The sequence below is a fragment of the Pseudoalteromonas sp. SD03 genome, assembly GCF_040937955.1.
Lineage (GTDB): Bacteria > Pseudomonadota > Gammaproteobacteria > Enterobacterales > Alteromonadaceae > Pseudoalteromonas > Pseudoalteromonas tetraodonis.
On the sequence record NZ_CP162514.1, the window covers coordinates 684332 to 708492 of the forward strand.

General features: G+C 40.9%; 23 protein-coding genes, 6 tRNA genes and 1 other RNA gene. 26 read left to right on the forward strand and 4 right to left on the reverse strand.

Annotation, left to right across the window (positions count from 1 at the left end; genetic code table 11):
* The first annotated feature begins 100 nt into the window (after positions 1-100).
* The 8 genes from ABZP26_RS03215 to ABZP26_RS03250 all read left to right on the forward strand — a co-directional run bounded on the left by ABZP26_RS03215 (position 101) and on the right by ABZP26_RS03250 (position 6689).
* Positions 101-176: transfer RNA gene (locus tag ABZP26_RS03215), tRNA-Phe, on the forward strand.
* Positions 177-248: 72 nt separating this feature from the next.
* A tRNA-Thr gene (locus ABZP26_RS03220) sits at positions 249-324 on the forward strand.
* A gap of 48 nt (positions 325-372) precedes the next feature.
* Positions 373-448: transfer RNA gene (locus tag ABZP26_RS03225), tRNA-Phe, on the forward strand.
* Between the two features lie 59 nt (positions 449-507).
* Positions 508-583: transfer RNA gene (locus ABZP26_RS03230), tRNA-Thr, on the forward strand.
* A 41-nt stretch (positions 584-624) separates the two neighbouring features.
* A tRNA-Phe gene (locus ABZP26_RS03235) sits at positions 625-700 on the forward strand.
* Between the two features lie 306 nt (positions 701-1006).
* Positions 1007-2416 carry a TolC family protein gene (locus ABZP26_RS03240; RefSeq protein WP_058154219.1) on the forward strand — a complete coding sequence of 470 codons (1410 nt, stop codon included), beginning with the start codon at positions 1007-1009 and terminating at the stop codon, positions 2414-2416.
* On the forward strand, positions 2413-3609 hold the full coding sequence (locus tag ABZP26_RS03245) for an efflux RND transporter periplasmic adaptor subunit (RefSeq protein ID WP_013464147.1): 1197 nt from the start codon (positions 2413-2415) through the stop codon (positions 3607-3609). The genes ABZP26_RS03240 and ABZP26_RS03245 overlap by 4 nt, the downstream gene beginning before the upstream one ends.
* Positions 3606-6689, forward strand: coding sequence for an efflux RND transporter permease subunit (locus ABZP26_RS03250; RefSeq protein ID WP_033102606.1), 3084 nt, complete (start codon positions 3606-3608; stop codon positions 6687-6689). Before ABZP26_RS03245 ends, ABZP26_RS03250 begins: the two co-directional genes overlap by 4 nt.
* Positions 6690-6853: 164 nt before the next feature.
* Here ABZP26_RS03250 and ssrS read toward each other — a convergent pair.
* Positions 6854-7037, reverse strand: a non-coding RNA gene (gene ssrS, locus ABZP26_RS03255) — 6S RNA.
* Between the two features lie 491 nt (positions 7038-7528).
* Between ssrS and ABZP26_RS03260 the strand changes: the two genes are divergently transcribed.
* The 4 genes from ABZP26_RS03260 to ABZP26_RS03275 are packed head-to-tail and all read left to right on the forward strand — an operon-like array spanning position 7529 to position 11816.
* On the forward strand, positions 7529-8092 hold the full coding sequence (locus ABZP26_RS03260) for a UPF0149 family protein (RefSeq protein WP_024600851.1): 564 nt from the start codon (positions 7529-7531) through the stop codon (positions 8090-8092).
* Positions 8093-8128: 36 nt separating this feature from the next.
* A complete protein-coding gene (pepP, locus tag ABZP26_RS03265) occupies positions 8129-9451 on the forward strand; it encodes a Xaa-Pro aminopeptidase (protein ID WP_368485363.1) in 1323 nt (440 codons plus the stop codon).
* Positions 9452-9465: 14 nt separating this feature from the next.
* Positions 9466-10653, forward strand: a complete 1188-nt coding sequence (ubiH, locus tag ABZP26_RS03270; protein WP_368485364.1) for a 2-octaprenyl-6-methoxyphenyl hydroxylase — start codon at positions 9466-9468, stop codon at positions 10651-10653.
* A complete protein-coding gene (locus ABZP26_RS03275) occupies positions 10650-11816 on the forward strand; it encodes an FAD-dependent monooxygenase (RefSeq protein WP_368485365.1) in 1167 nt (388 codons plus the stop codon). The genes ubiH and ABZP26_RS03275 overlap by 4 nt, the downstream gene beginning before the upstream one ends.
* Positions 11817-11975: 159 nt before the next feature.
* Here ABZP26_RS03275 and ABZP26_RS03280 read toward each other — a convergent pair whose 3' ends face one another.
* Entirely contained in the window at positions 11976-13175 is a 1200-nt protein-coding gene (locus ABZP26_RS03280) for an alpha/beta hydrolase-fold protein (protein ID WP_128583171.1), read from the reverse strand.
* Between the two features lie 292 nt (positions 13176-13467).
* Here ABZP26_RS03280 and ABZP26_RS03285 point away from each other — a divergent pair.
* From ABZP26_RS03285 to alr, 10 genes are all read left to right on the forward strand, one after another.
* Positions 13468-14636, forward strand: a protein-coding gene (locus tag ABZP26_RS03285; protein WP_128860809.1) for an IS3 family transposase whose coding sequence is annotated in 2 segments (ribosomal slippage) — positions 13468-13738 and positions 13738-14636 — 1170 coding nt in all. Because the reading frame shifts where the segments join, the coding sequence is not laid out codon by codon here.
* A 254-nt stretch (positions 14637-14890) separates the two neighbouring features.
* A complete protein-coding gene (rpsF, locus tag ABZP26_RS03290; protein ID WP_008110420.1) occupies positions 14891-15232 on the forward strand; it encodes a 30S ribosomal protein S6 in 342 nt (113 codons plus the stop codon).
* Positions 15233-15275: 43 nt separating this feature from the next.
* Positions 15276-15593: a primosomal replication protein N gene (priB, locus tag ABZP26_RS03295; protein ID WP_008466122.1), complete on the forward strand. Its 318-nt coding sequence runs from the start codon at positions 15276-15278 to the stop codon at positions 15591-15593.
* Between the two features lie 12 nt (positions 15594-15605).
* A complete protein-coding gene (gene rpsR / locus ABZP26_RS03300) occupies positions 15606-15833 on the forward strand; it encodes a 30S ribosomal protein S18 (protein WP_002962753.1) in 228 nt (75 codons plus the stop codon).
* A 36-nt stretch (positions 15834-15869) separates the two neighbouring features.
* A complete protein-coding gene (gene rplI / locus ABZP26_RS03305; protein ID WP_008110407.1) occupies positions 15870-16322 on the forward strand; it encodes a 50S ribosomal protein L9 in 453 nt (150 codons plus the stop codon).
* 223 nt (positions 16323-16545) lie between these two features.
* The gene (locus ABZP26_RS03310) at positions 16546-17097 is read left to right on the forward strand and encodes an RNA polymerase sigma factor (RefSeq protein WP_016900127.1); all 552 of its coding nucleotides are present in this window, start codon (positions 16546-16548) and stop codon (positions 17095-17097) included.
* A complete protein-coding gene (locus tag ABZP26_RS03315) occupies positions 17090-17569 on the forward strand; it encodes a hypothetical protein (RefSeq protein WP_016900128.1) in 480 nt (159 codons plus the stop codon). The genes ABZP26_RS03310 and ABZP26_RS03315 overlap by 8 nt, the downstream gene beginning before the upstream one ends.
* Before the next feature lie 9 nt (positions 17570-17578).
* The gene (locus ABZP26_RS03320) at positions 17579-18517 is read left to right on the forward strand and encodes a DUF4097 family beta strand repeat-containing protein (protein WP_024601519.1); all 939 of its coding nucleotides are present in this window, start codon (positions 17579-17581) and stop codon (positions 18515-18517) included.
* Between the two features lie 112 nt (positions 18518-18629).
* Entirely contained in the window at positions 18630-20009 is a 1380-nt protein-coding gene (gene dnaB / locus ABZP26_RS03325; protein WP_016900130.1) for a replicative DNA helicase, read from the forward strand.
* Positions 20009-21088: an alanine racemase gene (gene alr / locus ABZP26_RS03330; protein WP_016900131.1), complete on the forward strand. Its 1080-nt coding sequence runs from the start codon at positions 20009-20011 to the stop codon at positions 21086-21088. The genes dnaB and alr overlap by 1 nt, the downstream gene beginning before the upstream one ends.
* 70 nt (positions 21089-21158) lie before the next feature.
* Here the strand turns inward: alr and ABZP26_RS03335 are convergent, their stop codons facing one another.
* Positions 21159-21398, reverse strand: coding sequence for a DUF2960 domain-containing protein (locus ABZP26_RS03335; RefSeq protein WP_004588463.1), 240 nt, complete (start codon positions 21396-21398; stop codon positions 21159-21161).
* 100 nt (positions 21399-21498) lie between these two features.
* Between ABZP26_RS03335 and ABZP26_RS03340 the strand changes: the two genes are divergently transcribed.
* From ABZP26_RS03340 to ABZP26_RS03350, 3 genes are read left to right on the forward strand one after another with little or no spacing between them, the layout of a single operon-like run.
* Positions 21499-21750 (forward strand): hypothetical protein, encoded by a 252-nt coding sequence (locus ABZP26_RS03340; protein WP_008110382.1) that lies wholly within the window; start codon positions 21499-21501, stop codon positions 21748-21750.
* Positions 21751-21780: 30 nt separating this feature from the next.
* Positions 21781-22404: a nicotinamide riboside transporter PnuC gene (gene pnuC, locus ABZP26_RS03345; protein WP_013464158.1), complete on the forward strand. Its 624-nt coding sequence runs from the start codon at positions 21781-21783 to the stop codon at positions 22402-22404.
* Positions 22405-22407: 3 nt separating this feature from the next.
* A complete protein-coding gene (locus ABZP26_RS03350) occupies positions 22408-23211 on the forward strand; it encodes a phosphotransferase family protein (RefSeq protein WP_028834365.1) in 804 nt (267 codons plus the stop codon).
* On the opposite strand, the gene ABZP26_RS03355 is transcribed toward ABZP26_RS03350, so the two are convergent.
* Positions 23208-23390: a hypothetical protein gene (locus ABZP26_RS03355; RefSeq protein WP_008110377.1), complete on the reverse strand. Its 183-nt coding sequence runs from the start codon at positions 23388-23390 to the stop codon at positions 23208-23210. The two genes, ABZP26_RS03350 and ABZP26_RS03355, sit on opposite strands and share 4 nt — an antisense overlap.
* Before the next feature lie 237 nt (positions 23391-23627).
* On the opposite strand from ABZP26_RS03355, the gene ABZP26_RS03360 reads away from it, so the two are divergent.
* Positions 23628-23702, forward strand: a tRNA-Arg gene (locus tag ABZP26_RS03360).
* Positions 23703-24161 lie beyond the last annotated feature (459 nt).

The window sequence follows — 24161 nt, forward strand, 5'->3', positions numbered from 1 at the left end:
AACTCGTTTAATACGCCGCACGCCCAGATAGCCAGTCAGTAGAGCTAGCTGGGAATTGCATTAAAAATCCGTTAAGATTTTTAATTAGCACTGTTTAAGTGCCTCGATAGCTCAGTTGGTAGAGCAGAGGATTGAAAATCCTCGTGTCCCTGGTTCGATTCCGGGTCGAGGCACCATTATTAAAGTAATAGTGTTTCAAATCATAAGATTAAACGTTATTACACGTGCCTTAGCACACAGTTTAGTGTGCCGACTTAGCTCAGCTGGTAGAGCAACTGACTTGTAATCAGTAGGTCAACCGTTCGACTCGGTTAGTCGGCACCATTTATAAAAGTGAAATTGCTCAAAGCAGTTCACTAGCACTGTTTAAGTGCCTCGATAGCTCAGTTGGTAGAGCAGAGGATTGAAAATCCTCGTGTCCCTGGTTCGATTCCGGGTCGAGGCACCATTTATTAAAAGTTATCAATCTTTAAAATTGATAAAGTGCCTTAGCACACAGTTTAGTGTGCCGACTTAGCTCAGCTGGTAGAGCAACTGACTTGTAATCAGTAGGTCAACCGTTCGACTCGGTTAGTCGGCACCATTTATTTAAATAGTTAATTTAACTATTTGCACTGTTTAAGTGCCTCGATAGCTCAGTTGGTAGAGCAGAGGATTGAAAATCCTCGTGTCCCTGGTTCGATTCCGGGTCGAGGCACCATTTATACAAAGCCTCGCATATGCGGGGCTTTTTTGTTTCTAAGTTTTTTCTATCCTGCTCTATTTTTCCAGCACGTCATAAACAGTAAGTCCCTCTGTCCTTTTCGTACCTCTTTGAGAACTTTATTCAGCTTTTTTGGCTAAAAATTAGGTTGTTTATTAATTTGTGATCAATATGTTAATACTTGGCGTATCTACGGCACTTATAATTTCATCGCAAAGTATGTAATGTTATGTAAAGTCAATTGAGCAACGTTTGCTAAAGTGCTTGAATAACATTCATAAATAGCATTAATCAGGTTTAAAAATGATGTGGCAATATAAGCCATCTTTATTGGCAATAAGTATTATGCTGCTAAGTGGTTGTGCGAGTAACTTAAACCCGCAACTGCGTGAGCAAGCACCGAATACACTTCCAGAACAGTGGCAACAAACAGCTGTTGAATCAGTAGTTGCTGTCAACGACACATGGTTTAATAAACTTGCTTCACCAACAGTAAAGCAGCTAGTTACTCAAGCGCTAAAAAACAATCAGCAACTATTGCAAAACCGTTTTGATGTAGAAATACAAAAACAGCAATTAATTGTCACCGGTGCCGCTTTATGGCCCAGTTTAGATATTTCAACGCGAGTAGGACGGAGCAAAGATAATCGTCCGGTTAGTTATAATAACTCAAGCTCTGTATCGTTAGAGTTAGGCTATGAAATTGATTTATGGGGTAAACTCTCTGATGCAAAGCGCAGAGACAACCTCAACTACCTTGCTCAGCAAGCTCGCTATGAGCAAACTAAACAACAGCTTATTGCAGATGTTATAACAAATTGGTTTAACTTAATCAGTGCAGAGCAATTACTTGATTTGTTTAAGCGCAGAGAAGCTAACGCCCAGCAAAACCTTGAGATTATTGAGTCGGGTTATCGCCAAGGTTTAAATGAAGCGTTAGATGTTTATTTAGCTCGCAATGAGTTAAACAATGAACGCTCCCGTATAGCAACCCAAAAAGCAAATTTGACTCAAGCTGCACGTAGCCTTGAGCGTTTATTGGGGGAGTATCCAAAAGGATTGATAGCAGCGAATAACGACCTACCTGTAATTAATGACGACATTCCTCTTGGTTTACCGTCGGAGCTTATTACTCGCAAACCTGCGTTGCGTGCTAGTTGGTATCAGTTATTAGCCAGCGACGCTTCGCTTGCGTATGCGCATAAACAGCGTTTTCCGAGTTTAAATTTAGCGGCAGGTTTAAGCGATAGCACTAACAGGGTAAGCGACTTATTTTCTGCTTCAAGTCTTGCGTGGTCACTTATTGGTAGCATTTCAGCGCCTATTTTTGACGCTGGGCGACTCGCTGCGAACGAGGAAATAGCCAGTTTACAAACGCAAAAGCAAGAGCAAGCCTATCTGCAATCTTTATATGATGCATTTGGTGATGTTGAAAATGCTATTACCCAACAACAATCTTTAAAGGCACGCTACCAAAGCACCTTGCAGGCACAAGAAAATGCCTTAGCAGCAGAGCAATTATCGTTTGAACAATATCAAAGTGGTTTAGTGAGCTACACCACCGTATTAGATGCACAAGCACGCTCGTTTGATGCACAAAGTTCACTGATTGAAATTAAAAACCAATTACTCACAAATCGCATTAAATTACATGTTGCTCTTGGGGGCGACTTTGCAAAATCAAGATCCGCACAGGATGAGCAAGCACTATGAAACTAAACAAACAAAAAATAATTGTTCCCGCTGCTATCATTATAGCGACCATTTTTTTGGTGATGTTTATTAAGGGAAACCCGCCTAAAGCATCACGTTTTTCAGCACCGCCAAAAGCAAAAATTAATGTAGCGGTAAAACCATTGCAGTTAATTGACTACCCCGTTGAAATTGATAGCTTTGGTACGGTTAAACCACGGACTCAAAGTATGTTGGTGGCTCAGGTTTCTGGGCTGATTATTGATATAAATGAGCAGTTCCGCGAAGGCGGCTTTTTTGAAAAAGGCGATGTGTTACTTCAGCTAGATGATCGCGATTTAAAAGCGGAAGTTAAATCAGCACAAGCTAATTTGCTCAATGCCGAGCAAAACTTATTAGAAGAGCAAGCACGAGGCCGACAAGCGCTTACTGATTGGCAACGTTTAGGCAATGAGTCTGAACCGAGTATTTTAGTACTTAGAAAGCCACAGCTAGCTGCAGCGCAAGCACAGGTTTTGTCAGCACAAGCACAATTGGAAAAAGCGCAACTAAATCTTGAACGTACTAAAATTAAAGCCCCTTATGCTGGGCGAGTATTAAACCGCAGCGTTGACTTAGGTCAGGTGGTATCTAACAATATGCAGTTAGCGACAATTTATGCAACCGACAGTGTTGAAATACGCTTACCGATAAAGAATAAAGATCTGCCTTTTATTAATTTACCTGAGCAATATCGAGATGGTGCTAAAAATCAGCGTGGCTCAGCGGTAAATTTCACTTCAGATTTAATTGGCGAGCAACAATGGCAAGGCCAACTTATTCGTACTGAGGGCGCAATAGATGAAAGTGCTCAGCAATTGTATGTGGTGGCTAAAATTAATGACCCTTATAAATCAACCAGTGATAATCAATACCCAGTAAAAATAGGACAATACGTTAAAGCTAAAATTAATGGCAAAGTCGCCTCTCAGGTACTCGTTATTCCCAATAGTGCGATATATCAAGGCAGTTATGTTTATGTGGTTGAAAATGGCACACTACAGCGTAAAAATATTGCTTTAGCGTGGCAAAATGCGCTGCAAGGCATTGTGAGTAAAGGTCTTGAAGCGGGTAGTCAATTAGTACTGACGCCACTGGGGCAAGTGAGTTCAGGTACGCCAGTGCAGATAATGGATGCGACTCCTAAAGCACAAAAAACAGGAGAGCAGCCATGATCGCTTGGTTTACTCGTAACCATGTGGCTGCCAACTTATTGCTAATTAGTATTGTGTTGGGCGGCCTATTCAGCCTGTCTTCTAAGTTACCGTTAGAGGTGTTTCCCTCGTTTGTTTCTGATCGTATAAATATTAGTGTGAGTTTACGTGGTTCAACCCCAGAAGATGCTGAAAAAGGGGTCACCATACGAATAGAAGAAGCATTACAAGATCTCGAAGGTATTAAACAAATATCGAGCCGCTCTTCTGAGGGGTCATCACAAGTAAGCGTTGAGGTTGATACTGGCTACGACGAGCGTGAATTGTTAGCGGATATAAAGAGCCGTGTCGATGCCATTAATACCTTTCCAGCCGATGCAGAAAAACCAGTAATAGGGTTAATCCAGCGTAAGCGTGAAGTAATAGCAGTCACTGTTTCAAGTGACTACAACGAAAAAGAAACCCTAGAATATGCAGAGCAAGTCCGTGATGAATTACTGCGTATTCCGGCGATTACCCAAGTTGAACTTAGTGGCGTACGTAATTATGAGCTGGCAATCGAAGTAAGCCAAGATACGCTGCGCCAATACGATTTAACCTTGGCGCAAATATCCAGTGCCATTGCCAATTCAAGTTCTGATATTTCAGCGGGAAACCTTAAAACAGAGGGCGGTGATGTACTTATTCGCTCTAAAGGGCAAGCTTACCGCAAAGATGAATTTGCAAGCATTGTGATAAAAAATCAAGCCGATGGCACTATTATTCGCTTAAGTGATATTGCAACCATTAACGATGATTTTGAAGAAACCCCCGTGCGCACCCGCTTTAATGGCAAACAAGCCGCATTTATCGATGTGTACCGCATTGGTCCGCAAAGTGCGATAGAAGTGGCCGATGCAGTTAAAAACTATATTACCAGTGAGCAAGCTAATTTACCGCAAGGGTTTTATTTAAGCTATTGGGATGATGACTCTGAGGTAGTAAAAAGCCGTATTGCTACCCTAACTAGCAATGCTTTACAGGGCGGTATTTTGGTACTGGGGTTACTGACTTTATTTTTAAGACCTGCCATCGCGTTTTGGGTATTTATTGGTATTCCGGTTTCATTTATGGGCGCGTTTATGGCAATGGCCGCCTTTGGCGTGACCATAAATGTGATCAGCTTATTTGGTTTTATATTGGTGCTAGGGATTGTGGTGGACGATGCTATTGTTACCGGTGAAAACGTGTATACCCATTTAAAAACCGCCAAATCGGGCGAAGAGGCTGCTATAAAAGGAACTCAAGAAGTAGCCACGCCAGTTACATTTGGCGTGTTAACCACCGTGGCCGCTTTTTTACCCTTAGGTTTTATAGAAGGCGCGCGAGGCGCTATTTTTGCGCAAATTCCGGTGGTGGTTATTCCGGTATTATTGTTTTCATTGATTGAATCTAAATTTGTGCTGCCAGCGCATTTAAAATATATCAAACTGCGCCAGCAAAAAGGCAAAGGTTCTAAATTAGAGCAACTCCAACAACGTTTTGCAGATGGTTTTGAGCATGCCATTTTAAAATATTACCAACCCGTATTAGGGCTAGCGCTACGCAACAAACTGGCCACAGTCAGTTTATTTATGGGCGTGTTTTTAATTATTTTAACCATGATCACCAGTGGTTGGACTAAGTTTATTTTCTTCCCACGTATTCCCAGTGAAACAGTTCGGGTTAATTTAACTTTTCCTGCGGGAACACCGTTTGAAGTCACGAATAAATACATTATTGATATGTCAGATAAAGCCAGAGAGCTTCAGCGTAAGTATCAAGATGAAGAAACAGGGCAAAGTATTATCCTTAATATTTTAGCCAGCACTGGCGGGCGAGGCGGTGCGGCTAATTCGGGTAGTGTGCGCTTTGAAATCACCCCAGCAGAACAACGAGAGTCTGATATTGGTTCGCGTGAGTTGGTAAAAGAGTGGCGGCAATTAATAGGGGTGATCCCAGGGGCTGAAAGTCTCACATTTAGAGCAGAAATAGGTAGAAGCTCAAACCCAATTGATATTCAATTATCGGGTAATTCCATAACCACACTGCAAACAGTGGCTGAGCAAATTAAACAACGATTGGCCACTTATCCAAGCGTGTTTGATATTGCCGATAGCATGTCTGATGGTAAAGAAGAGCTACAAATAGAGCTAACAGAGCAAGGGCTTGCACTTGGATTAAATAGAGTTGATGTATCAAGACAAGTGCGTAACTCGTTTTTTGGTGTACAAGTACAGCGCATTCAACGCGGGCGTGATGATGTGCGCGTTATGGTGCGCTTACCTATAGATGAAAGGCGCTCAGTTGCTGATTTAAAAGATATATTAATACAAACGCCTAATGGTGGGCGAGTGCCGCTGTCACACGTGGCCACTTTAGTACCTGGTCAAAGCCCATCAACCATTACCCGTATTGATCGTTACCGTACACTTAATGTGTCGGCGGATGTAGAAAAAACCGATACCAATATGACCGTGCTTCAAGCTGATTTAAAAACCTACTTAGATGAACTGGTGCAACAATACCCAGGTGTAAGCCATTCATTAGAAGGTGAAGCCAAAGAGCAGCGCGAATCGTTTGGTTCGTTACTGTGGGGAATGGTATTTGTATTTTTTGTAATTTATGGGTTGCTCGCAATTCCCTTTAAATCGTACTTACAGCCACTGGTGGTGATGAGCATTATTCCTTTTGGCATGATTGGCGCAGTAATTGGCCATTGGATCATGGCTATGGAGCTTACCATTATGAGTTTGCTGGGAATGCTCGCGTTAATTGGGGTCGTGGTGAACGACTCGTTAGTATTGGTTGATTTTATTAATAAAAAGCGCAGTGAAGGGCTCGATTTAATGGAAGCTGTTAAAACCGCCGGCGTAGCGCGTTTTCGCCCGGTTATGCTAACTAGTTTAACCACCTTTATAGGCTTAATGCCGCTGCTGTTTGAAAAGGCGACTCAGGCGCAGTTTTTAATTCCTATGGCAGTAAGCCTAGGTTTTGGGATTATATTTGCGACCTTTATAACCTTATTACTCGTTCCGGTTAACTATATGCTGATGGAGCGCTTTCAAGGCTGGTTTAAGTAAGTGCAGGCTACATAGATAAGTAGAGGTTTCAGGCACTAAGTTTCAGGTACTAGTAAGTAAAGCATCGGACTGTAAAAAATTCAGTTCGGTGTTTTTTATAATAACTAGGTGATTAATAAAATAAGGATATAAAAGTAATTGCTGGGGAATTAAAGTTATTGGAGGTGTTCCCCGAGAATGCGGTGCCGGGTGTCAGTCCTGAAACCTTGAGGTTTCAGGGCGGAAATCTGCGGTTTACCGTAGGCTTCTCGGTACATGCCGAGCTTGCACAATAGTAGACGAACAAAAATCCTGGTATAAAATTTATCGGCTCAGGGACTTAACCAAGCTCCTGCACCCCAGGGAACAAATTCAGTATATAAGACATATTCCAATCCTTAAACCCCAATCGTAAAAAATTAAACTGTTCGCTCAGTTTTCCTGCAAATTTAGGGTCTGTTGACCTTTGCGGATTAAAATTTGTTCAAACTAGGGGCGGTTTAATCGCGGCGCGAGGTTTGTAACCTAGTGGGCTAAGTAAAAACCGAGCAACAAAGAGTTAATCGCCCCTAGGCAGAACCCTTCGGGCAGCGCCTGTTTGGGATTAATGCTACGTTATCGCCTATTTATGGGGAATAACCACACCACATAGGCTCTGCCTTGCCTAAATACCAAACAGACTGCTGCAAATTTAACCTTGAAGGGTCAACAGACCCTAATCTTGTATTTACTTTTAAGATTGCTTTTTGAACTTAATCAGCTTTTCAATCGCTTGCTTTTGACCTCAGTCATAGAATTCATTGGAGTTGCTTTTTATCGAGTGGTAGCATTGCTTTAATTAGCAAAGCGAAGACGTCATTATGAATAACTTACCAGATTACGAAAAAGCCCAACTTCTTTTAGAGAAAAACGAAATATTTGTATCACCTGCTGAAGCGCATGGCGTTATTAGCGGCTTACTTGCTTGTGGGCTAAGCATTGACGATAAAGAATACTTAGGCTTACTGAGCGACGTATTTAATGATGGCGAGTCGTTTAGCAACGATTTAAAACAGTTTTTTGGTAAAGTTTATCAACAAGTTGTTGAAAGCTTTAACAATGAAGAGTTTCAATTTGATTTGTTTTTACCGAGTGATGACGAAACACTCATCGATCAAGCCAATGGGCTCGTATCATGGGTAGCTGGGTTTATGCTGGGCTTTGGCTTAAAGCAAAAAGACTATGGCAAGCTGTCGGCAGATGTAAAAGAAGTGATTAGCGACTTTAGCGAAATTACGCGCCTTGATACAACCTTTGAAGAAACCGAAGAAGATAGCCAAGCACTGCATGAAGTGATTGAGTACGTACGCGTATCGGCGTTACTGTGTTTTGCTGAACTTGGCAAAGAGCAAAACCCACAAAGCAACAAAAAAACACTGCATTAATTTAGTAATACAACAAAAGTAATGGGTTAGTTATTAATGGTTGAAATACAAAAGTCAGAGTTTAAAGCGCGCCGCGAACGTTTATTGGCGGCAATGGATAGCAACAGTATTGCGATAATTCCTGCTGCAACCGAGCTCACACGTAGCCGAGATACTCATTATCCGTTTAGACAAGACAGTGACTTTTTTTACTTAACTGGTTTTAACGAACCCGATGCGGTATTGGTGTTATGCAAAGACAGTGATACGCCTTCTATATTGTTTTGTTTAGATAAAGATAAACTTGCAGAGATATGGCACGGCAGGCGCATTGGTTTTGAAAAAGCGCAAAGTGAATACTTATTCGACAAAACTTATGCATTAAGTGAACTAAACGAACAATTATTGAATTTGGTGAACGGCCAACAGATTTTATTTTATGCACAAGGGACGTATCCTGCCTTTGACGGCAAAGTATTTTCAATGCTCAATACTTTGCGCAGTGCCCCCAAAAAAGGCGATACAGCACCGAGTACAATTAAAGATATTCGCCCTTTATTGCATGAAATGCGCTTATTTAAATCGCCAAGCGAAATTAACATTATGCGTGAAGGCTGCGAAATAAGTGCCCGAGCACACATGCGTGCCATGCGCTTTTCCCACGTTGGCGCAACCGAGTTTCAATTAGAAGCAGAACTTCATCATCACTATGCGATGAATGGGGCGCCACATCCAGCTTATGGCACCATTGTCGGTAGTGGCGATAACGCTAATATTTTGCACTACACCCAAAACAGCGATGTATTAAACAATGGCGACCTAGTGCTGATTGATTCAGGTTGTGAGCTACAAGGTTACGCAGCCGACATTACCCGTACTTTCCCCGTTAATGGTAAATTTAGCACCGAGCAAGCTGCGCTTTATAATATTGTACTCAAAGCGCAAGAAGTCGCATTTAGCGAAGTAAAGCCCGGTGGCTACTTATCGCAGGCTAATAAACTCGCTATGCAAGTGCTAACCCAAGGGTTACTCGATTTAGGTATTTTAACCGGCGATTTTGATGAGCTAATGGCGCAAGGTGCCTGTAAAGAATATTACATGCATGGTCTTGGCCATTGGTTAGGACTCGATGTTCACGATGTGGGCGATTACAAGGTTAATAACCAAGATCGTGCTTTTGAACCTGGTATGGTACTGACCATTGAACCAGGGCTTTATATTAGTAAAGATTCAAACGCACCCAAAAAATACCAAGGCATAGGTATTCGTATTGAAGATAACTTATTAGTAACTGAGTCTGGTCACGAAAACTTAACAATTACCGTGCCTAAAAAAATTAGCGAAATAGAAGCGTTAATGCAAAGCGCTAAAAACGCATAAGCTTGGAGATAAAAGTGGCTAAGCAGTTTGATATTGTAGTAATTGGTGGTGGTTTAGTCGGCGCAAGTTGTGCTCTAAGTATAAGTAAAAAAAATCCCAGCTTAAATATTGCTGTAATTGAAGCAAATCAAGTAACCACTGATTATCATCCAAGCTTTGATGACAGAAGTATCGCACTTGCCCAGCAGTCGGTAGAGTATTTACAAAGCCTCAATTTATTTGAAATGAACGCTCCCTATGCTGCGGCCATAAAAAAAGTCAGTGTGTCAGACAAAGGGCACTTTGGTAAAACCCATATACACAGTGATGAGTTTACAAAACCCTCATTAGGTTATGTGGTAGAGGTAAACCCATTTGGCAGAGCGCTGCATCAGCGTTTAATGCAATCAAACATATCGCTTTTTTGCCCAGATAGCGTAACAGCGATAAAACAAAACGCCGATAGTAATGAACTTACACTACAAAGTGGTGAAAAACTGAGTGCCAAGCTGTTGGTGATTGCCGACGGTGCACAGTCGGCAACTCGTAATTTATTGGGGCTCGGCTTCAATACCCAGCCTTATGACCAAGGTGCGATTATTGCCAATATAGAAGTCGCTGGTGGGCACCATCATCAGGCGTTTGAGCGGTTTACCCAAAATGGGCCAATGGCTTTATTACCCATGAGTAATAACCGCTATTCGTTAGTATGGTGTATGCGCCAAGAGCATATTGAGCAGTATATGTCGCTAAGTGAACCAGACTTTATAAGTGCGCTGCAAACTGCCTTTGGTTATCGTGCAGGACAGTTTATAAAAGTCGGTATGCGCGCTAGTTACCCTCTAGTTTATGGGCAAATAGAATCGTTAACGACGCACCGCACAGTGGTGATAGGCAACGCGGCACATGCCATTCATCCTATTGCAGGACAAGGCTTTAATTTAGGGCTGCGCGACGTACAAGTGCTGAGTAACTTAATGGCAAACAGTGAACATGATTTAGGTAGTTATGCTTTTACTCGTCAATATTCAATTAAGCGCAGTGATGATATAAACACTGTGATGACATTGACCGATGCCTTGGTTCGACTTTTTTCAAACTCATCACGGGTGTTAGCGCTTGGTCGAAGTATTGGGCTATTTTCAATGGATTTATTCCCTGCATTAAAAGCCCCATTAGCAAAACAATTAATGGGTCAAGTTAAACAAGGTACACGTTTATGAAACAAGTACAGGTTTGTATAGTGGGTGGTGGCTGCGTTGGGTTAACGCTGGCGCTCGGGCTTGCTAAAGCGAATATCAGCGTGGCTGTGTTAGATGCTGCGCCAACTCAATCTCCACCTAGCGATGATTATGGTTTACGAGTTAGTGCACTAAGTATTGCCAGTCAAACCTTGCTGGAGCAATTAAATGTATGGCCACACATAATAGCTGAGCGTGCTTGTGCTTATACGCACATGGATGTACGCGATGCCGACAGCTTTGGAAAAATAGCTTTTAATAACGAGCAACTTGAGCTTGAGCATTTAGGCCACATTGTTGAAAACGATATTATTCGCTTTGCACTAATAAAAGAGCTTGAGCAGCAAAGTAATGCCACACTCATGTTTAATACCGAGTATCAGCAAATACACCAAAGCGAGTCTGATGTATTTATTAATTTAAAAACAGGTGAGCCTATTATTGCTAAGTTGCTGGTGGCAGCTGATGGTGCAAATTCAGCGATTCGTAAACAGTTTAATATGGCGCTGAGCTTTAAAGATTACGATCACCATGCGTTAGTAGCGACAGTTAAAACCAAAGAGTTACATGCAAATACCGCACGCCAAGTGTTTTTACCTACAGGGCCGCTAGCGTTCTTGCCATTGAGCGATGGGCATACTCATTCAATTGTGTGGTCTACCAGCCCGAATCATTGTGATGAATTGTTAGCAATGGACGACACCACTTTTAATAAAGCAGTTATGGCTGCCATAGATGGCCAATGCGGTTTATGTGAAGTGCAAAGTAAGCGCGTCGCGTTCCCACTTAAAATGCGTTATGCCCAGCAATGGGTAAATGGCAACGTGGTGCTAATGGGCGATGCAGCGCATACCATTCATCCATTGGCAGGGCTGGGTATGAACCTAGGTCTAAAAGACGCGGCTTATTTAATCGAGCTACTAAGTCAAGACACCAAAGAATTTGCAAGTACGCGCACACTGCGTGATTACGAGCGCACCCGTAAGCTCGACGCACAAAAACACATTGCCATGATGCAAGGGCTAAAAGAGTTATTTGAAGGCGCAAACCCAGTTAAAAAGCTGATTCGTGGGGTAGGGCTTTCGTTAGTTGATAACTTGGGCCCAATCAAACACCTATTCGCCAAAGAAGCGATAGGGAAGTGATAAAGACAAGCGGTCAGTTTCTAGCTGTCAGCTTTCAGTAAAATAAAAACCGATGTTTAGTTTAAGCATCGGTTTTTTTATAGGCTAATGCTTTCTTTAGTGTATGCGTACAGCTTGCTGACACGACAAGCGAAGCTCGTAATGCTTTAAATTAATGAGCTACAAATTCTCTTTTGCTTCATTCACCATATCTTGTAGTGCATCAACTAACAATGGGTCACGCGAGTTCTGTTTAGCAAGTTCTAGTGCGTGTTTCATACTAGTGAATGCCTCTTTGAACTGTTTATTAGCCGTGTAGCCTTGCGATAATCGCATGTGAGAGTAAGCAGCATTAGGGTAATCGTTAGTAAAGTGTTTTAGTGTTGAAATAGCTTTTTTAGTGTTACCAAACTCTTGTTGGCTGTGGGCAAATTCTACGTACACATCTTGTGGAATTTTAAGCTCAAATCCGTACTTATCACTAAGTGCTTGGTAGTAACCGGTAATCAATGATACATCCGCAAATTTTCCGTGCTCGTCAGTCACTTTAAATATTAGGTCGCTAAATAAGTGAATTAGGCTATCGCTAAGTGCTGGAAGTATGGTGCCCATATGAGTAAAAGTGGGATAATGCTTATATTTCCATTTTAGCTGCGTGGGCATTTGTTGCTCTAAATTTACTAAAGTATTTAATACGCCGGTATAAAAGCGTGCGCCTTCACTTGCAACACTAATAAATAACGCTTGAGCGCCTTTGGGGTTTTTAGTGTATTTAATAATATTACTTTTTAACTCTTCATCACTCCACCAACTATTTGGGCTTATAGCGATGTAGTTGTTAAATAGTGCCGGTTGATTAACTAAAGTATAAAGCGCTAATGTACCAGCATTAGAATGACCAATTAAGGTGTTGTAACCATTAGTTGGGTAGTTGCTATTTATATAGGGCATGAGCTCATCAGACACAAACTTTAAAAAATTATCGGTTTGCCCTGCGTCAGGCCATTTATTTTTAACAAAGGTTTGAAACTCCGTTTTAGGCTCACCTTGTACTTTAGGTAAGTAATCACGAACGCGGTTGGTTGTATCAATAGCAACAAGCATTGCATTAGGTATCTGCTCGTAATCAATGAGGGATTTTATAACGCCAGACGCCGTATGAAAGTGCTCAATACCATCAAGTAAATAAATAACATAGAGCGGCTGATCGTCTTTTACATTGTCAGGTATGAATATTCTGATAGGTCTGTCTTCGTTAAGTATTTTTGATTGTAGAATGACCTTTTTACCCACGGTTATGTCGGTTGTAGCGGTGTCTGCATAGCTTAAAATAGGTGTACTAAAAGTAAGTATTAACACAAGCGATAGTAAAAGCTTCATAAATATCCTTATTAAATAATGTGTTGCTCAATAATTGCACGGCTTTAGGTTTGAGTAAATGTTTATATTTTAGAAGCAAATGTAGAGCTTAAATAATTTAAAGCTATGCTTTTCAAGCTCGGCGTCTACCTCGTAAATATTAAACACTTATCTTGATTTTACTTATTGATATAAAGGGAGCATCCAATAATCTCTTCCCGAACCCCGAACCCCGAACCCCGAACCCCGAACCCCGAACCCCGAACCTGATACGACTCTATAAAAGTGGACACTTATTTAAGGAATAAGTGTTATGAAAATCAAAACTAGGCGTAGTCATTCAATTGAATTTAAAACAAAAGCAGTTGAACAATCGTTAGACTCTCCAGATACTGTTAATGTAATAGCTCATCGGCTGGGCATTAACCCTGTCTTATTATCTAAATGGAGACGAAAAATGACGTCAAAAAGTACATCTAACCCAATTAAAAACCAAGGCCCTGATAAGTCATATAAAGATTTGGAGCGCCAAGTGCGTAAGCTTGAAAAGCAATTGGAAGATGCGCAGTTGGAGAACGATGTGTTAAAAAAGGCGAAGGCCTACTTGGACAGCCGAAAAGAATAAGATTTGAGTATATTCACCAAGCTGCGACAGCTAAGAAAACGATAAAAAAATTATGCACATGGTTGTCAGTATCAAAAGCTGGATATTATAAATGGCTAAAGCAATCATTAAGTCAACGTGCGTCAGAAAACGACTCATTGCTTGAGTTTTTGAAAAAAGTAAGTAGTGATGAGCACTGTATTCCGGGCTACAGAAAGTTGTGGAAAGCCGCTATAGATAATGGGTATGAGTGTAGTAAAGGCCGTGTGCAGCGATTACTGCAGAGTATGGGTTACCGCTCAGCCGCGGGTAAACGCCGATATACCGGTAGCGGAAAAAAGCAGGGGCATATCACTGCAGAAAACTTATTGGGTCGTGAGTTTAGTGTTGATGAACCCAATACGGTATGGGTGTCAGACATAACGCAAGTTCGTTGCAGAGAGGGTTGGCAGTATTTATGTGTAATTTTAGATTTATACTCACGCAAAGTCGTTGGTTGGGCAACAAGTCGAGTTAACAGCGCAGACTTGGTGATTAGAGCGTTAAAAAAAACATGGGATGCACGTAAACCTGATGGAAGTCGCTTATTATTTCACTCAGACCAAGGCAGCCAGTATCGTGCAAAAGAAACAATATCGTGGTTGAACAACCGACAGGTAACAATTAGCATGTCGAGAAAAGGGAATTGCTGGGATAATGCCTGCTCAGAAAGCTTTTTTGCCCAGTATAAAAAAGAATGGATGAACAATTTAAATGAACTGAGTCGTAGTGAAATGACAGTACAAAGTCGCTTTTATATCGAAAACTACTACAACTCAGTAAGAATGCATGGCACGCTAGGAAATGTGAGTCCCATGCAATACGAGTTAATGAATTAAAAACCCGTGTCTACTTTATCGGGGTCGTATCAACCCCGAACCCCGAACCCCGAACCCCGAACCCCGAACCCCGAACCCCGAACCCCGAACCCCGAACCCTTTAACGCTTATCTATTAAAGCTTAAAAACCTGCTTGCTTAATTATCCTACTAAGCGTAAAATGCGCGCTCATTTCGGCTTTTAAACTATTAATTCCTTGCCTTAAACCGACCGGCCGAAACGGTAGAAGGCTCTATTAACCGTAAGGAATATCCATGCGTCATTACGAAATCGTATTCATGGTTCACCCTGATCAGAGTGAGCAAGTATCTGGTATGATCGAACGTTATACTGGTTCTATCACTGAAGCAGGTGGTACTATCCACCGTCTTGAAGACTGGGGCCGTCGTCAACTGGCTTACCCAATCAACAAGCTTCATAAAGCTCATTATGTTCTTATGAACGTTGAAGCACCAACTGAAGTAATCAGCGAGCTAGAAACTACTTTCCGCTACAACGATGCAGTGCTTCGTAACTTAGTTATGCGTACTAAAAACGCTGTAACTGAAGCGTCTCCTCTTGTAAGAGAAGAGAAGAAAGAAGCACCAGCTGCTTAATTGTTTTGAGTCCTAGCATGGCACGTAGTCAGCAGTTACTATAATGGTTAGCCCATATACGAATCAGCTGGTTATATCGGGGGTTGTTTGTAAAACACCCAAGTTTAGCCAAAGCCCCGCGGGCATACCGCATTGTATTTTTGTTGTAGAACATAAATCAATGCAAGTTGAAGCAGATCTTAACCGTAATAGTTATGTGAGGCTTCAGGTAGTTGCCAGTGGTAAGCAAATGCAACAACAGACTCAACATTTGCACGTTGGGCAGGCATTGCAAGTGAGTGGTTTTTTAAATCGCCACGAAGGTCGTAACGGCCTTAGCCAATTGGTTTTGCATGCTCAGCATATAGAAAGAATTATTTGAGGAATTAATCTCATGGCACGTTATTTCAGACGTCGTAAGTTCTGCCGCTTTAAAGCGGAAGGCGTACAACAAATCGATTACAAAGATCTAGCTACTCTTAGAAACTATGTTACAGAAAGTGGCAAAATCGTACCTAGCCGTATCACAGGTACTAGCGCTAAATACCAGCGCCAGCTAGCAACTGCTATTAAGCGTGCTCGCTACTTAGCCCTTCTTCCATACACTGACTTACATAAGTAAGCAGCGGATTAACACGTTTTTAAAAGGTGTAGAAACATGCAAGTTATTCTACTAGATAAGATCGCTAACCTAGGTGGCCTAGGTGACCAGGTTGTTGTTAAATCTGGCTTCGCACGTAACTTCCTTTTCCCACAAGGTAAGGCAGTTCCTGCAACTAAAGCAAACATTGAAACGTTTGACGCACGTCGCGCAGAACTAGAAGCAAAAATCGCTGAACAGTTAACTGCAGCACAAGCACGCGCTGACAAACTTGAAGCATTAGCAGAAGTTACATTAGTATCTAAAGCTGGTGACGAAGGTAAATTATTCGGTTCAATCGGTACTCGTGACATCGCTGACGCTATCTCAGCTGTTGGTGTTGAAGTTGCTAAATCAGAAGTTCGTTTACCTCTAGGTACTATCCGTGAGACTGGCGAATTTGACGTTGCAATCGCAGTACACTCAGACGTAACAGCTACTATTAAAGTAATCGTTATTGCTGAAGCTTAATTTTTAAAATTAAGTTAAAAAAAACCGTGCTTTGCACGGTTTTTTTGTATCTAAAATTTATAACCCAAAGTAATAAATTGTTTGTTGTGGATTAAATCAAACACTTTTCTAAGTTAAACCTTTATTTTCAAAAAAAATTTTATTTCATTTAAACCTTTCTATTTCTCCTCGCGTCTAATAAGTTAAATTGCAATTACATAATTATAAACAGGAAAAATTTGCGATGTTAATGGACGCTAATCAGCCAATAACTGATCAAGTGCAGCAAATGCTTATTGATCAAGTTAAAAACGGCGACCAGTTAGCCTATAAAGCGCTCTATGACATGCATAAAGCAAAAGTTTATGGCTTATGCCTGAGGCTAATAGCCGATGAGGGGCATGCGCAAGATGCAACCCAAGAAGTATTTGTACAGGTATGGCACAAAATAGCGCAATTTGATGGGCGTTCGCAATTTTCTACCTGGCTTTACAGTGTCACCAGTAATATTGCTATTAGCTATGTGCGTAAGCAAAAACATTGGCTTAATAAAGTTATTAGCTTTGAACAAAGCGGTATGGATGAGCAATCTGCAAATGACTGCAATGGCTTAAATGGCTTAGATAAATTAATCGTTAGGCTGCCTGAGCGCGCAAGAATGGTATTTGTACTGTATGCCGTTGAAGGTTATAGGCATGAAGAAATAGCAACCTTGCTAGGCATGGCTGTAGGCTCAAGTAAGGCGCAATATCATCGTGCAAGGCAATTATTAAAACAGTGGTACGAAAATGAGTAAAACAAATTTTGATGACTACTTAAATGAGTCGCTAACACAATTAAATAAAAATATAACACCCGATAAAGAGCTCTGGGATGGGATTGAGCGCGCCATAATGACTAATAAGCAGGCAAGTACAGTTAAGAGTGTCGTTTGGCCGAAGCTAACTGCTATTGCGGCATGTTGTGTGGCTGCTTTGGTTAGCACTATGGTGTTTTTTACATCTCCAGAGACAAATACCGCTGTGGCGATGAGTGATTTTTTTACTAAGCAAAAACAAAGTTTACTTGTTCAATACCAAAGCCAAGCTGCACTAACAGATAACTGGCAAGTGCAGCTACAAGAACTTGAAGATGCTGAGCAGGCTATAAAGCAAACACTTGAAAATGAACCACAAAATAAGGCGCTACTGTCTATGTTAGCGCAAGTATATCAACAACAACTCGACTTAATTAACAAGGTGCATGCACCGCGTTGGCAACAAATCTAGGAGAAATAAATGAAAGCAATAATACTTGGAATCGCTTTATTACCAATGGCTGTATTTGCCGGTGAAAAAATAGAACAACAAATTGAAGTACCAAACGGTGGCGTTATTCATATAGAAAATCAGCGCGGCAATGTAAATATTATGGGCTGGGAGAAAAATCAATTTAAAGTGAGCGGCGAGCTTGATGATAAAGCACAAGGCTACACTCTTAAAACACAAGGTAATAAAACTCAGTTTATTGTAAAAATGCCTGATCTTTCAAACTGGGATAATAACAATAATGGCTCAACGCTAACTATTTTCATGCCGCAAAGCAGTGCGCTGGAGTATGTTGGGGTTAACGCTTCAGTAACTGCAAAAGAGTTAAAAAGAGGCACTGAAATTGATGTAGTCAATGGCGCCATTACAGTAAATGATCTTAACGGCGATATTAAGCTTACTAGTGTTAACGGTGACATCAACGCAAAAAACCTCAGTGGTAAAGTGCAATTTGAAACTGTAAATGGCGCAATTGATGATCAGCAATCTAACGGAGAAGTTCGTTTTAATGCGGTTAATGGGAATATAAAATCAAACTCGACTGCCAATGATATTCGCTTAGAAAACGTAAACGGTGATATCAATCTTACCTTCGATGCAATCAAAGAGTTACAAATAAGCACTGTAAATGGCGAAGTTGAAGTGCGTATTAATCGCCTTTTAAGTGATGCTGATGTAAGTTTTGAATCTGTAAGTGGCAATGCTGAGTTTTACTTTCCAGCTGATTTATCGGCACAATTTGAAGTGCAAGCCCATGCCGGCGGTAAAATTGACAACCAGCTAACGAGCGACCAAGTGCAAAAAGCCAAATATGGCCCAGCAAGTGGAATTAAGTTTAATACTAATGGCACCGATGCCAGTGTAGAAATGAATACCATAAGTGGGACGATTGGACTTAAGCGTCAATAATCATCCATTTTATTTTAAGTTACAAAAAGCAGGAAAGATTTCCTGCTTTGCTATTTGCACAGCCCCGCCAAGTCGATAGAATAGAGCCATTCAATTTTAGTACTGTGAAGTTATGGCCAAACCAGATAAGCAAGTCGACACTCTTAAAGTTCCTCCCCATTCAATAGAAGCTGAACAATCTGTTTTAGGTGGTTTAATGCTTGATAATCAAGCATTTGATCGCGTAGCTGAACTTGTTGTGTCACAGGACTTTTATACCCGTACCCATAAGCTTATTTTTGAGGCAATGACAGCACTGGCTGAAATTGGCGATCCGATTGATTTAATTACTATTTCTGAAAGTTTAGAAAAAAATAATCAGCTTTCAGGGATTGGTGGCTTTGCGTATTTAGCCGAAATAGCTAAAAACACCCCAAGTGCTGCTAATATTGATGCTTACGCTAGCATTGTACGCGAACGTGCAGTTGTGCGTGAAATGATTGGTGTTGCCAATGAAATTGCTGAGGCAGGCTTTAACCCAGAAGGGCGCACAAGTCACGATTTACTCGACTTTGCTGAGAGCAAAGTATTTAAAATTGCTGAGCAACGTACAAAAAGTAGTGATGGCCCGCAAAGCATTCACAACATACTTGAAAAAACCGTTGATAAAATAGAAGAGCTTTATCAGTCACCACAAGATGGTGTTACCGGTGTAAGCACAGGTTACGCTGATTTAGATAAAATGACGACTGGTCTGCAGCCCTCAGATTTAATTATTGTGGCAGCACGTCCATCGATGGGTAAAACTACCTTTGCAATGAACCTTGCTGAGCATGCAGCAATGACCCAAGACAAGCCTGTACTTATCTACTCACTAGAGATGCCCTCTGAACAAATTATGATGAGGATGCTGGCGTCCCTTGGCCGAATTAACCAAACCAAAGTACGTACTGGTCAGCTAGATGACGATGACTGGGCGCGCCTTTCATCAACCATGGGGTTACTCATGGAAAAAGGCAAAATGTATGTTGATGACGCCTCAGGCTTAACACCCACTGATGTACGTTCACGTGCACGTCGTATTGCCCGCGATCATGGTGGTATTAGTATGATCATGGTCGATTACCTACAATTAATGCGCGTACCTAGCTTGTCAGATAATCGTACCTTAGAAATTGCCGAAATTTCACGTTCACTTAAAGCATTAGCAAAAGAATTACAGTGTCCGGTTGTTGCACTATCGCAGCTTAACCGTACCCTAGAGCAACGTGCTGATAAACGCCCAATTAACTCAGATTTGCGTGAGTCGGGCTCTATTGAGCAAGATGCCGATTTAATCATGTTTATTTATCGTGACGAAGTATACAACGAAGACAGTACTGATAAAGGTGTTGCAGAAATTATCATCGGTAAACAGCGTAACGGTCCGATTGGTAAAGTGCGCCTAACCTTCCAAGGTCAATTCTCTCGCTTTGATAATTACGCGGGGCCTGCTGTAGATGATGATTACTAATGCGCTTAGCTATTGCCGAAATTAACTTACAAGCACTTGCTCATAATTTAGCGCAAGTGCGACAGTTTGCGCCTAACAGTAAAGTTATGGCGGTATTAAAAGCCAATGCTTATGGCCATGGTTTAGTAAAAATAGCGCAGCACCTTAATGATGCCGACGCATTTGCAGTGGCACGAATAGATGAAGCGCTCGCACTGCGAGCAGGCGGGCTGACCAAGCCTATTGTGTTGTTGGAAGGTTTTTTCCATCAAGATGACTTGCCGATTTTATTAGCCAATAACTTTCAAACCATAATCCATGATGAAAACCAGCTCAGAGCACTTGAAAATGCAAAGCTCGATGCACCAATCAGTTGCTGGTTAAAAATCAATACGGGTATGCATCGTTTAGGGGTTGCACCGACGCAATTGAATGATTTTTATCAGCGCTTGCAAGCAACTAATAACGCTAAAGATACAATCAATTTAATGACGCACTTTTCTAGTGCCGATGATGTTAATGATCCCAAAACAGCTGAGCAAATTGCTTTGTTTGATTCATTAGTGCAAGGCAAACAACAAGCACATTGTTTAGCAAATTCGGCCGGTATTATTGCTTGGCCTGCCGGTCATGGCGAGTGGGTGCGTCCAGGCTTGATGATGTATGGTGTATCACCAATGCTTAACACTTCAGGCAAAGATCATCAGCTTAAGCCGGTGATGCGTTTAACCACTAAGGTCATTGCAATTCGCGATGTTGATGCTGCGCAAGGTGTTGGTTATGGTGGTAGTTGGCAAAGTGCTCAGCCAACTAAGCTTGCAGTGGTTGCTATGGGCTATGGTGATGGTTATCCGCGTCATGCTAAACATGGTACCCCAGTAGTGATTGCTGGCAAACGTTATGGTATTGCTGGCAACATCTCTATGGATATGATCAGTGTTGATATTGGTGAAAATGCTGATGGCATCAAAGTCGGCGATGAGGTAGTAATGTGGGGCCCTGAGTTGCCGGTAGAAGAAATTGCACAATGTGCTGATACTATATCTTACGAGTTATTGTGTAATATTACACCGCGCGTAAGTTATGAGTACCAGCGCTAATATTTATTTTAAAAATACCCATTAAGTTTGCATTGCTAGAATGATCGTGATGCTCACTTAATCGGTATCGTTACTCTTTTATAAAGTAAATATCGCTAAAGCCCATGCGAGCAAATTCTTGATCACGAAAGTTACGCACAGCCGATGACCCTTTAGAGGTCATTTCAATTTGGCGTACCATGTTTAAGTAGTTAGTTAAATCGATACCTTCGGCAGCCGCAATAGCCTGATACATATCGTGGTATTTATCTTTGGCGAAGTTAATTTCGCGCGGTTGATTTTTAAAAGTGTAGGTAATTCTGCGTGCCATAATGAGCTCATTTAAGTTGAGTGTTAGTGTAATTTTACACTGTATTTAAGTTGCGTTGAATGATTAGTTGAAATCAAATAATTAAAAAGGTGAGTTTGAAATGAAGTTATCAGTAGAGATCAGTAAATACCCGCTCCACCAAGATTACATTCCTTTTATTAAAGGCTTTATCGACAGAGTTAATGCCTACGAAGAACTCAAAGTGATCACTAATACGATGTCGACCCAAATATTTGGTGATTATGATCTAGTTATGCAAGTGATCAGCACAGAAATTAAACATTCATATGAGCAATTTGGTAAAGCTATATTTGTGTGTAAATTTATTTCGGGCGATTTATCTCCCGAATAACCTCTTAACAAACACGGTCGTTTTATAATGATGGATTTTGTAACGCAAATACTCAGTGGTTTTACTGCTATGTCGCATTGGGAATATATTGCGGTTGCTTTGTCGATGGCGTATTTATTACTGGCCATTAAAGAGAACTTATGGTGCTGGCCTGCGGCTTTTTTTAGTACGCTTATTTATACCATTATGTATTGGAATGGCGCGCTGCTAATGGAGTCGTTACTAAACTTTTATTATATGTATATGGCGGTGTTTGGTTGGGTCGTGTGGCGCAAAGGCAAGGCTAATCAAGCGCAGCGACTAATTACATCCTGGCCGGTAAACCGACATATTATTTTAATTGTACTGACTACATTAGTGTCATTAGCAATTGGCTATGTAATGCAAAACTATACGCATGCAGATTTTGCGTATCTTGATAGTTTCACAACTTGCTTTGCTGTGGTTACTACGTATCTGGTAGCTAAAAAAGTACTAGAAAATTGGCTCTATTGGATAGTCATTGATGCGGCCTCTATGTATTTGTACTATGAAAAAGGCTATTACCCAACCCTTGTTTTATTTGTATTTTATACCGTTATGGCAGCATGGGGATTTAAAACGTGGTACGAAGAATATGAGCAAAGCCAAGCCAAGCCCATGGCGCAACTTTAATCTATGAATCAGCATTCTCAGTTAGTTAATATTTGTAGCGCGTTTTTAGTACCGAGCACAATAACCTCAACAGAGTATTTGGTTAACGGTTTAAGCAACGATAACTTTTTGATCCGTACTGACAGCCAAGCTTATTTATTAAAGTGTTATAAATCGTATTGGCCACAAGTAGGGTTACATGCCCAGTATGAGCTCAGTAAACAACAAGTTTGCTCTGCTCCCATCTGGCTTGATAAGCAAAATAAGCGCGCAGCTTTTAACTATATTGATGGCGACGTCGCGCAGTCTTATTTGGCGATGCCGCTACTGACTAAACTTGTTAAGCTTCATGCGTATACAACTAATAATGAGGCAATGAATATAGCTTTGGAATTGCAAGCCTATCAGCATTTATTAGTGTTTAAACAGTATGAAAAGCTCATAAACAAGACATTAAAAAGCATAGCCAACATGCCCGTAGATAGCGGCTTTTGCCATAACGACTTAGTCAAAGAAAATATCGTGGTAAACCCGCAAGGCGTTTATTTAATCGATTTTGAGTATGCTCAAACAAATGATGTGTATTTTGATCTTGCTGCGTTAGCGGTTAGTTTTAAATTAGATGCTTCAGGCAAGCAGGCTCTGCTTAACAATTACAAAACGCACACCCTATCAGAACAATTTTATTTATCTATGCATAAACTCAATTGCTATCAGTTAGTTTACTTACTGTTATGTATAGGTTGGTATGAGCAACGCGCTATAAACAATCAGGTTGTTGTATTGCGCGCGCAACTGGATGAGCTTATTGCTTTAATGGAGGGTTAAAGTCCGCCAAAGCGTTCCGCAAGCTCTTTGTATTTTGCTACTTCATCAGCGTCAAATTGCATTTCGCCGTTATCATCTTCTGATTTAGCGATTAATAGGCTTTCTCGAGCAAGGCGTTTAACGCGCTCTGCTTTTACACCTAAAAATTCAGCAACTTGCTCTGTTGACATTAACTTCATAATTACTTCCTCGTGTTTAATCTTTCCGTTCAGTGACAATAATAGATAATATGTGTCTAAAGCGTTACTGTTTTTTTATAGAATATAAACAAATAGCGCTTTTTTTACCTTTTGTGAAGTGATTAGTTTAAATTATAGACATGTAAACGAATCATGCTGGCATTTATACAAAGATGCCTTTATTATTGCGCATGCTAAAGCATTGATATCGCGAGTTGATGTGGCGGCAACAAATGTGCTCTCGTGGTGAAATGGATATCACGTGGCCCTCCGGAGGCTAAGTTGCAGGTTCGATCCCTGCCGAGAGCGCCATTTGGTCCCTTTCCTTTATTGATAGTATCTACTAACATATCAAAAATGGTGACCTGAGTGTGACCAACTTAGAACTATTTTAATTTTTAGAGCTGTTAATTTCGTTACTTTTACATTATACAAGTTTATCTTTAGTTTAGGGTGTATTTACATTTACGCATATCTACAGCTTTGTCCTTTCTAGACATACTTCTCATCCTAAATATTTAATGACTTTGTTTTCTTGGTTGAAACATAGATTAACTTCAGACCTTATTTCTTTCGTCAAACCATCAACAGGATCTACTTGGATGTAAAGTTGATAAATAAACATTCAATTGTACTTACGTTGGAAAAGTGTCGATAAAGCTGACAACTTCAATATTGATGAGTGTATTGAAAGGTAATTAAATTAGGGCATAGGTGGCTGAGTATGAAGAGAAAGGAAGCAACTCAGTTAACGCTGGACTAAATAATGGT

Excerpts from the sequence above, each read along its gene's own strand:
- ABZP26_RS03340 (WP_008110382.1), top strand. The coding sequence starts at position 21,499 with ATGAAGTTATCAGTAGAGATCAGTAAATACCCGCTCCACCAAGATTAC.
- alr (WP_016900131.1), top strand. The coding sequence starts at position 20,009 with ATGCGCTTAGCTATTGCCGAAATTAACTTACAAGCACTTGCTCATAAT.
- ABZP26_RS03315 (WP_016900128.1), top strand. The coding sequence starts at position 17,090 with ATGAGTAAAACAAATTTTGATGACTACTTAAATGAGTCGCTAACACAA.
- pnuC (WP_013464158.1), top strand. The coding sequence starts at position 21,781 with ATGGATTTTGTAACGCAAATACTCAGTGGTTTTACTGCTATGTCGCAT.
- rplI (WP_008110407.1), top strand. The coding sequence starts at position 15,870 with ATGCAAGTTATTCTACTAGATAAGATCGCTAACCTAGGTGGCCTAGGT.
- ABZP26_RS03350 (WP_028834365.1), top strand. The coding sequence starts at position 22,408 with ATGAATCAGCATTCTCAGTTAGTTAATATTTGTAGCGCGTTTTTAGTA.
- ABZP26_RS03320 (WP_024601519.1), top strand. The coding sequence starts at position 17,579 with ATGAAAGCAATAATACTTGGAATCGCTTTATTACCAATGGCTGTATTT.
- ABZP26_RS03245 (WP_013464147.1), top strand. The coding sequence starts at position 2,413 with ATGAAACTAAACAAACAAAAAATAATTGTTCCCGCTGCTATCATTATA.
- ABZP26_RS03260 (WP_024600851.1), top strand. The coding sequence starts at position 7,529 with ATGAATAACTTACCAGATTACGAAAAAGCCCAACTTCTTTTAGAGAAA.
- ABZP26_RS03335 (WP_004588463.1), bottom strand. The coding sequence starts at position 21,398 with ATGGCACGCAGAATTACCTACACTTTTAAAAATCAACCGCGCGAAATT.
- ABZP26_RS03275 (WP_368485365.1), top strand. The coding sequence starts at position 10,650 with ATGAAACAAGTACAGGTTTGTATAGTGGGTGGTGGCTGCGTTGGGTTA.
- ABZP26_RS03355 (WP_008110377.1), bottom strand. The coding sequence starts at position 23,390 with ATGAAGTTAATGTCAACAGAGCAAGTTGCTGAATTTTTAGGTGTAAAA.
- rpsR (WP_002962753.1), top strand. The coding sequence starts at position 15,606 with ATGGCACGTTATTTCAGACGTCGTAAGTTCTGCCGCTTTAAAGCGGAA.
- ABZP26_RS03310 (WP_016900127.1), top strand. The coding sequence starts at position 16,546 with ATGTTAATGGACGCTAATCAGCCAATAACTGATCAAGTGCAGCAAATG.
- priB (WP_008466122.1), top strand. The coding sequence starts at position 15,276 with ATGGTTAGCCCATATACGAATCAGCTGGTTATATCGGGGGTTGTTTGT.
- dnaB (WP_016900130.1), top strand. The coding sequence starts at position 18,630 with ATGGCCAAACCAGATAAGCAAGTCGACACTCTTAAAGTTCCTCCCCAT.
- ABZP26_RS03250 (WP_033102606.1), top strand. The coding sequence starts at position 3,606 with ATGATCGCTTGGTTTACTCGTAACCATGTGGCTGCCAACTTATTGCTA.
- rpsF (WP_008110420.1), top strand. The coding sequence starts at position 14,891 with ATGCGTCATTACGAAATCGTATTCATGGTTCACCCTGATCAGAGTGAG.
- ABZP26_RS03280 (WP_128583171.1), bottom strand. The coding sequence starts at position 13,175 with ATGAAGCTTTTACTATCGCTTGTGTTAATACTTACTTTTAGTACACCT.
- ABZP26_RS03240 (WP_058154219.1), top strand. The coding sequence starts at position 1,007 with ATGATGTGGCAATATAAGCCATCTTTATTGGCAATAAGTATTATGCTG.
- pepP (WP_368485363.1), top strand. The coding sequence starts at position 8,129 with ATGGTTGAAATACAAAAGTCAGAGTTTAAAGCGCGCCGCGAACGTTTA.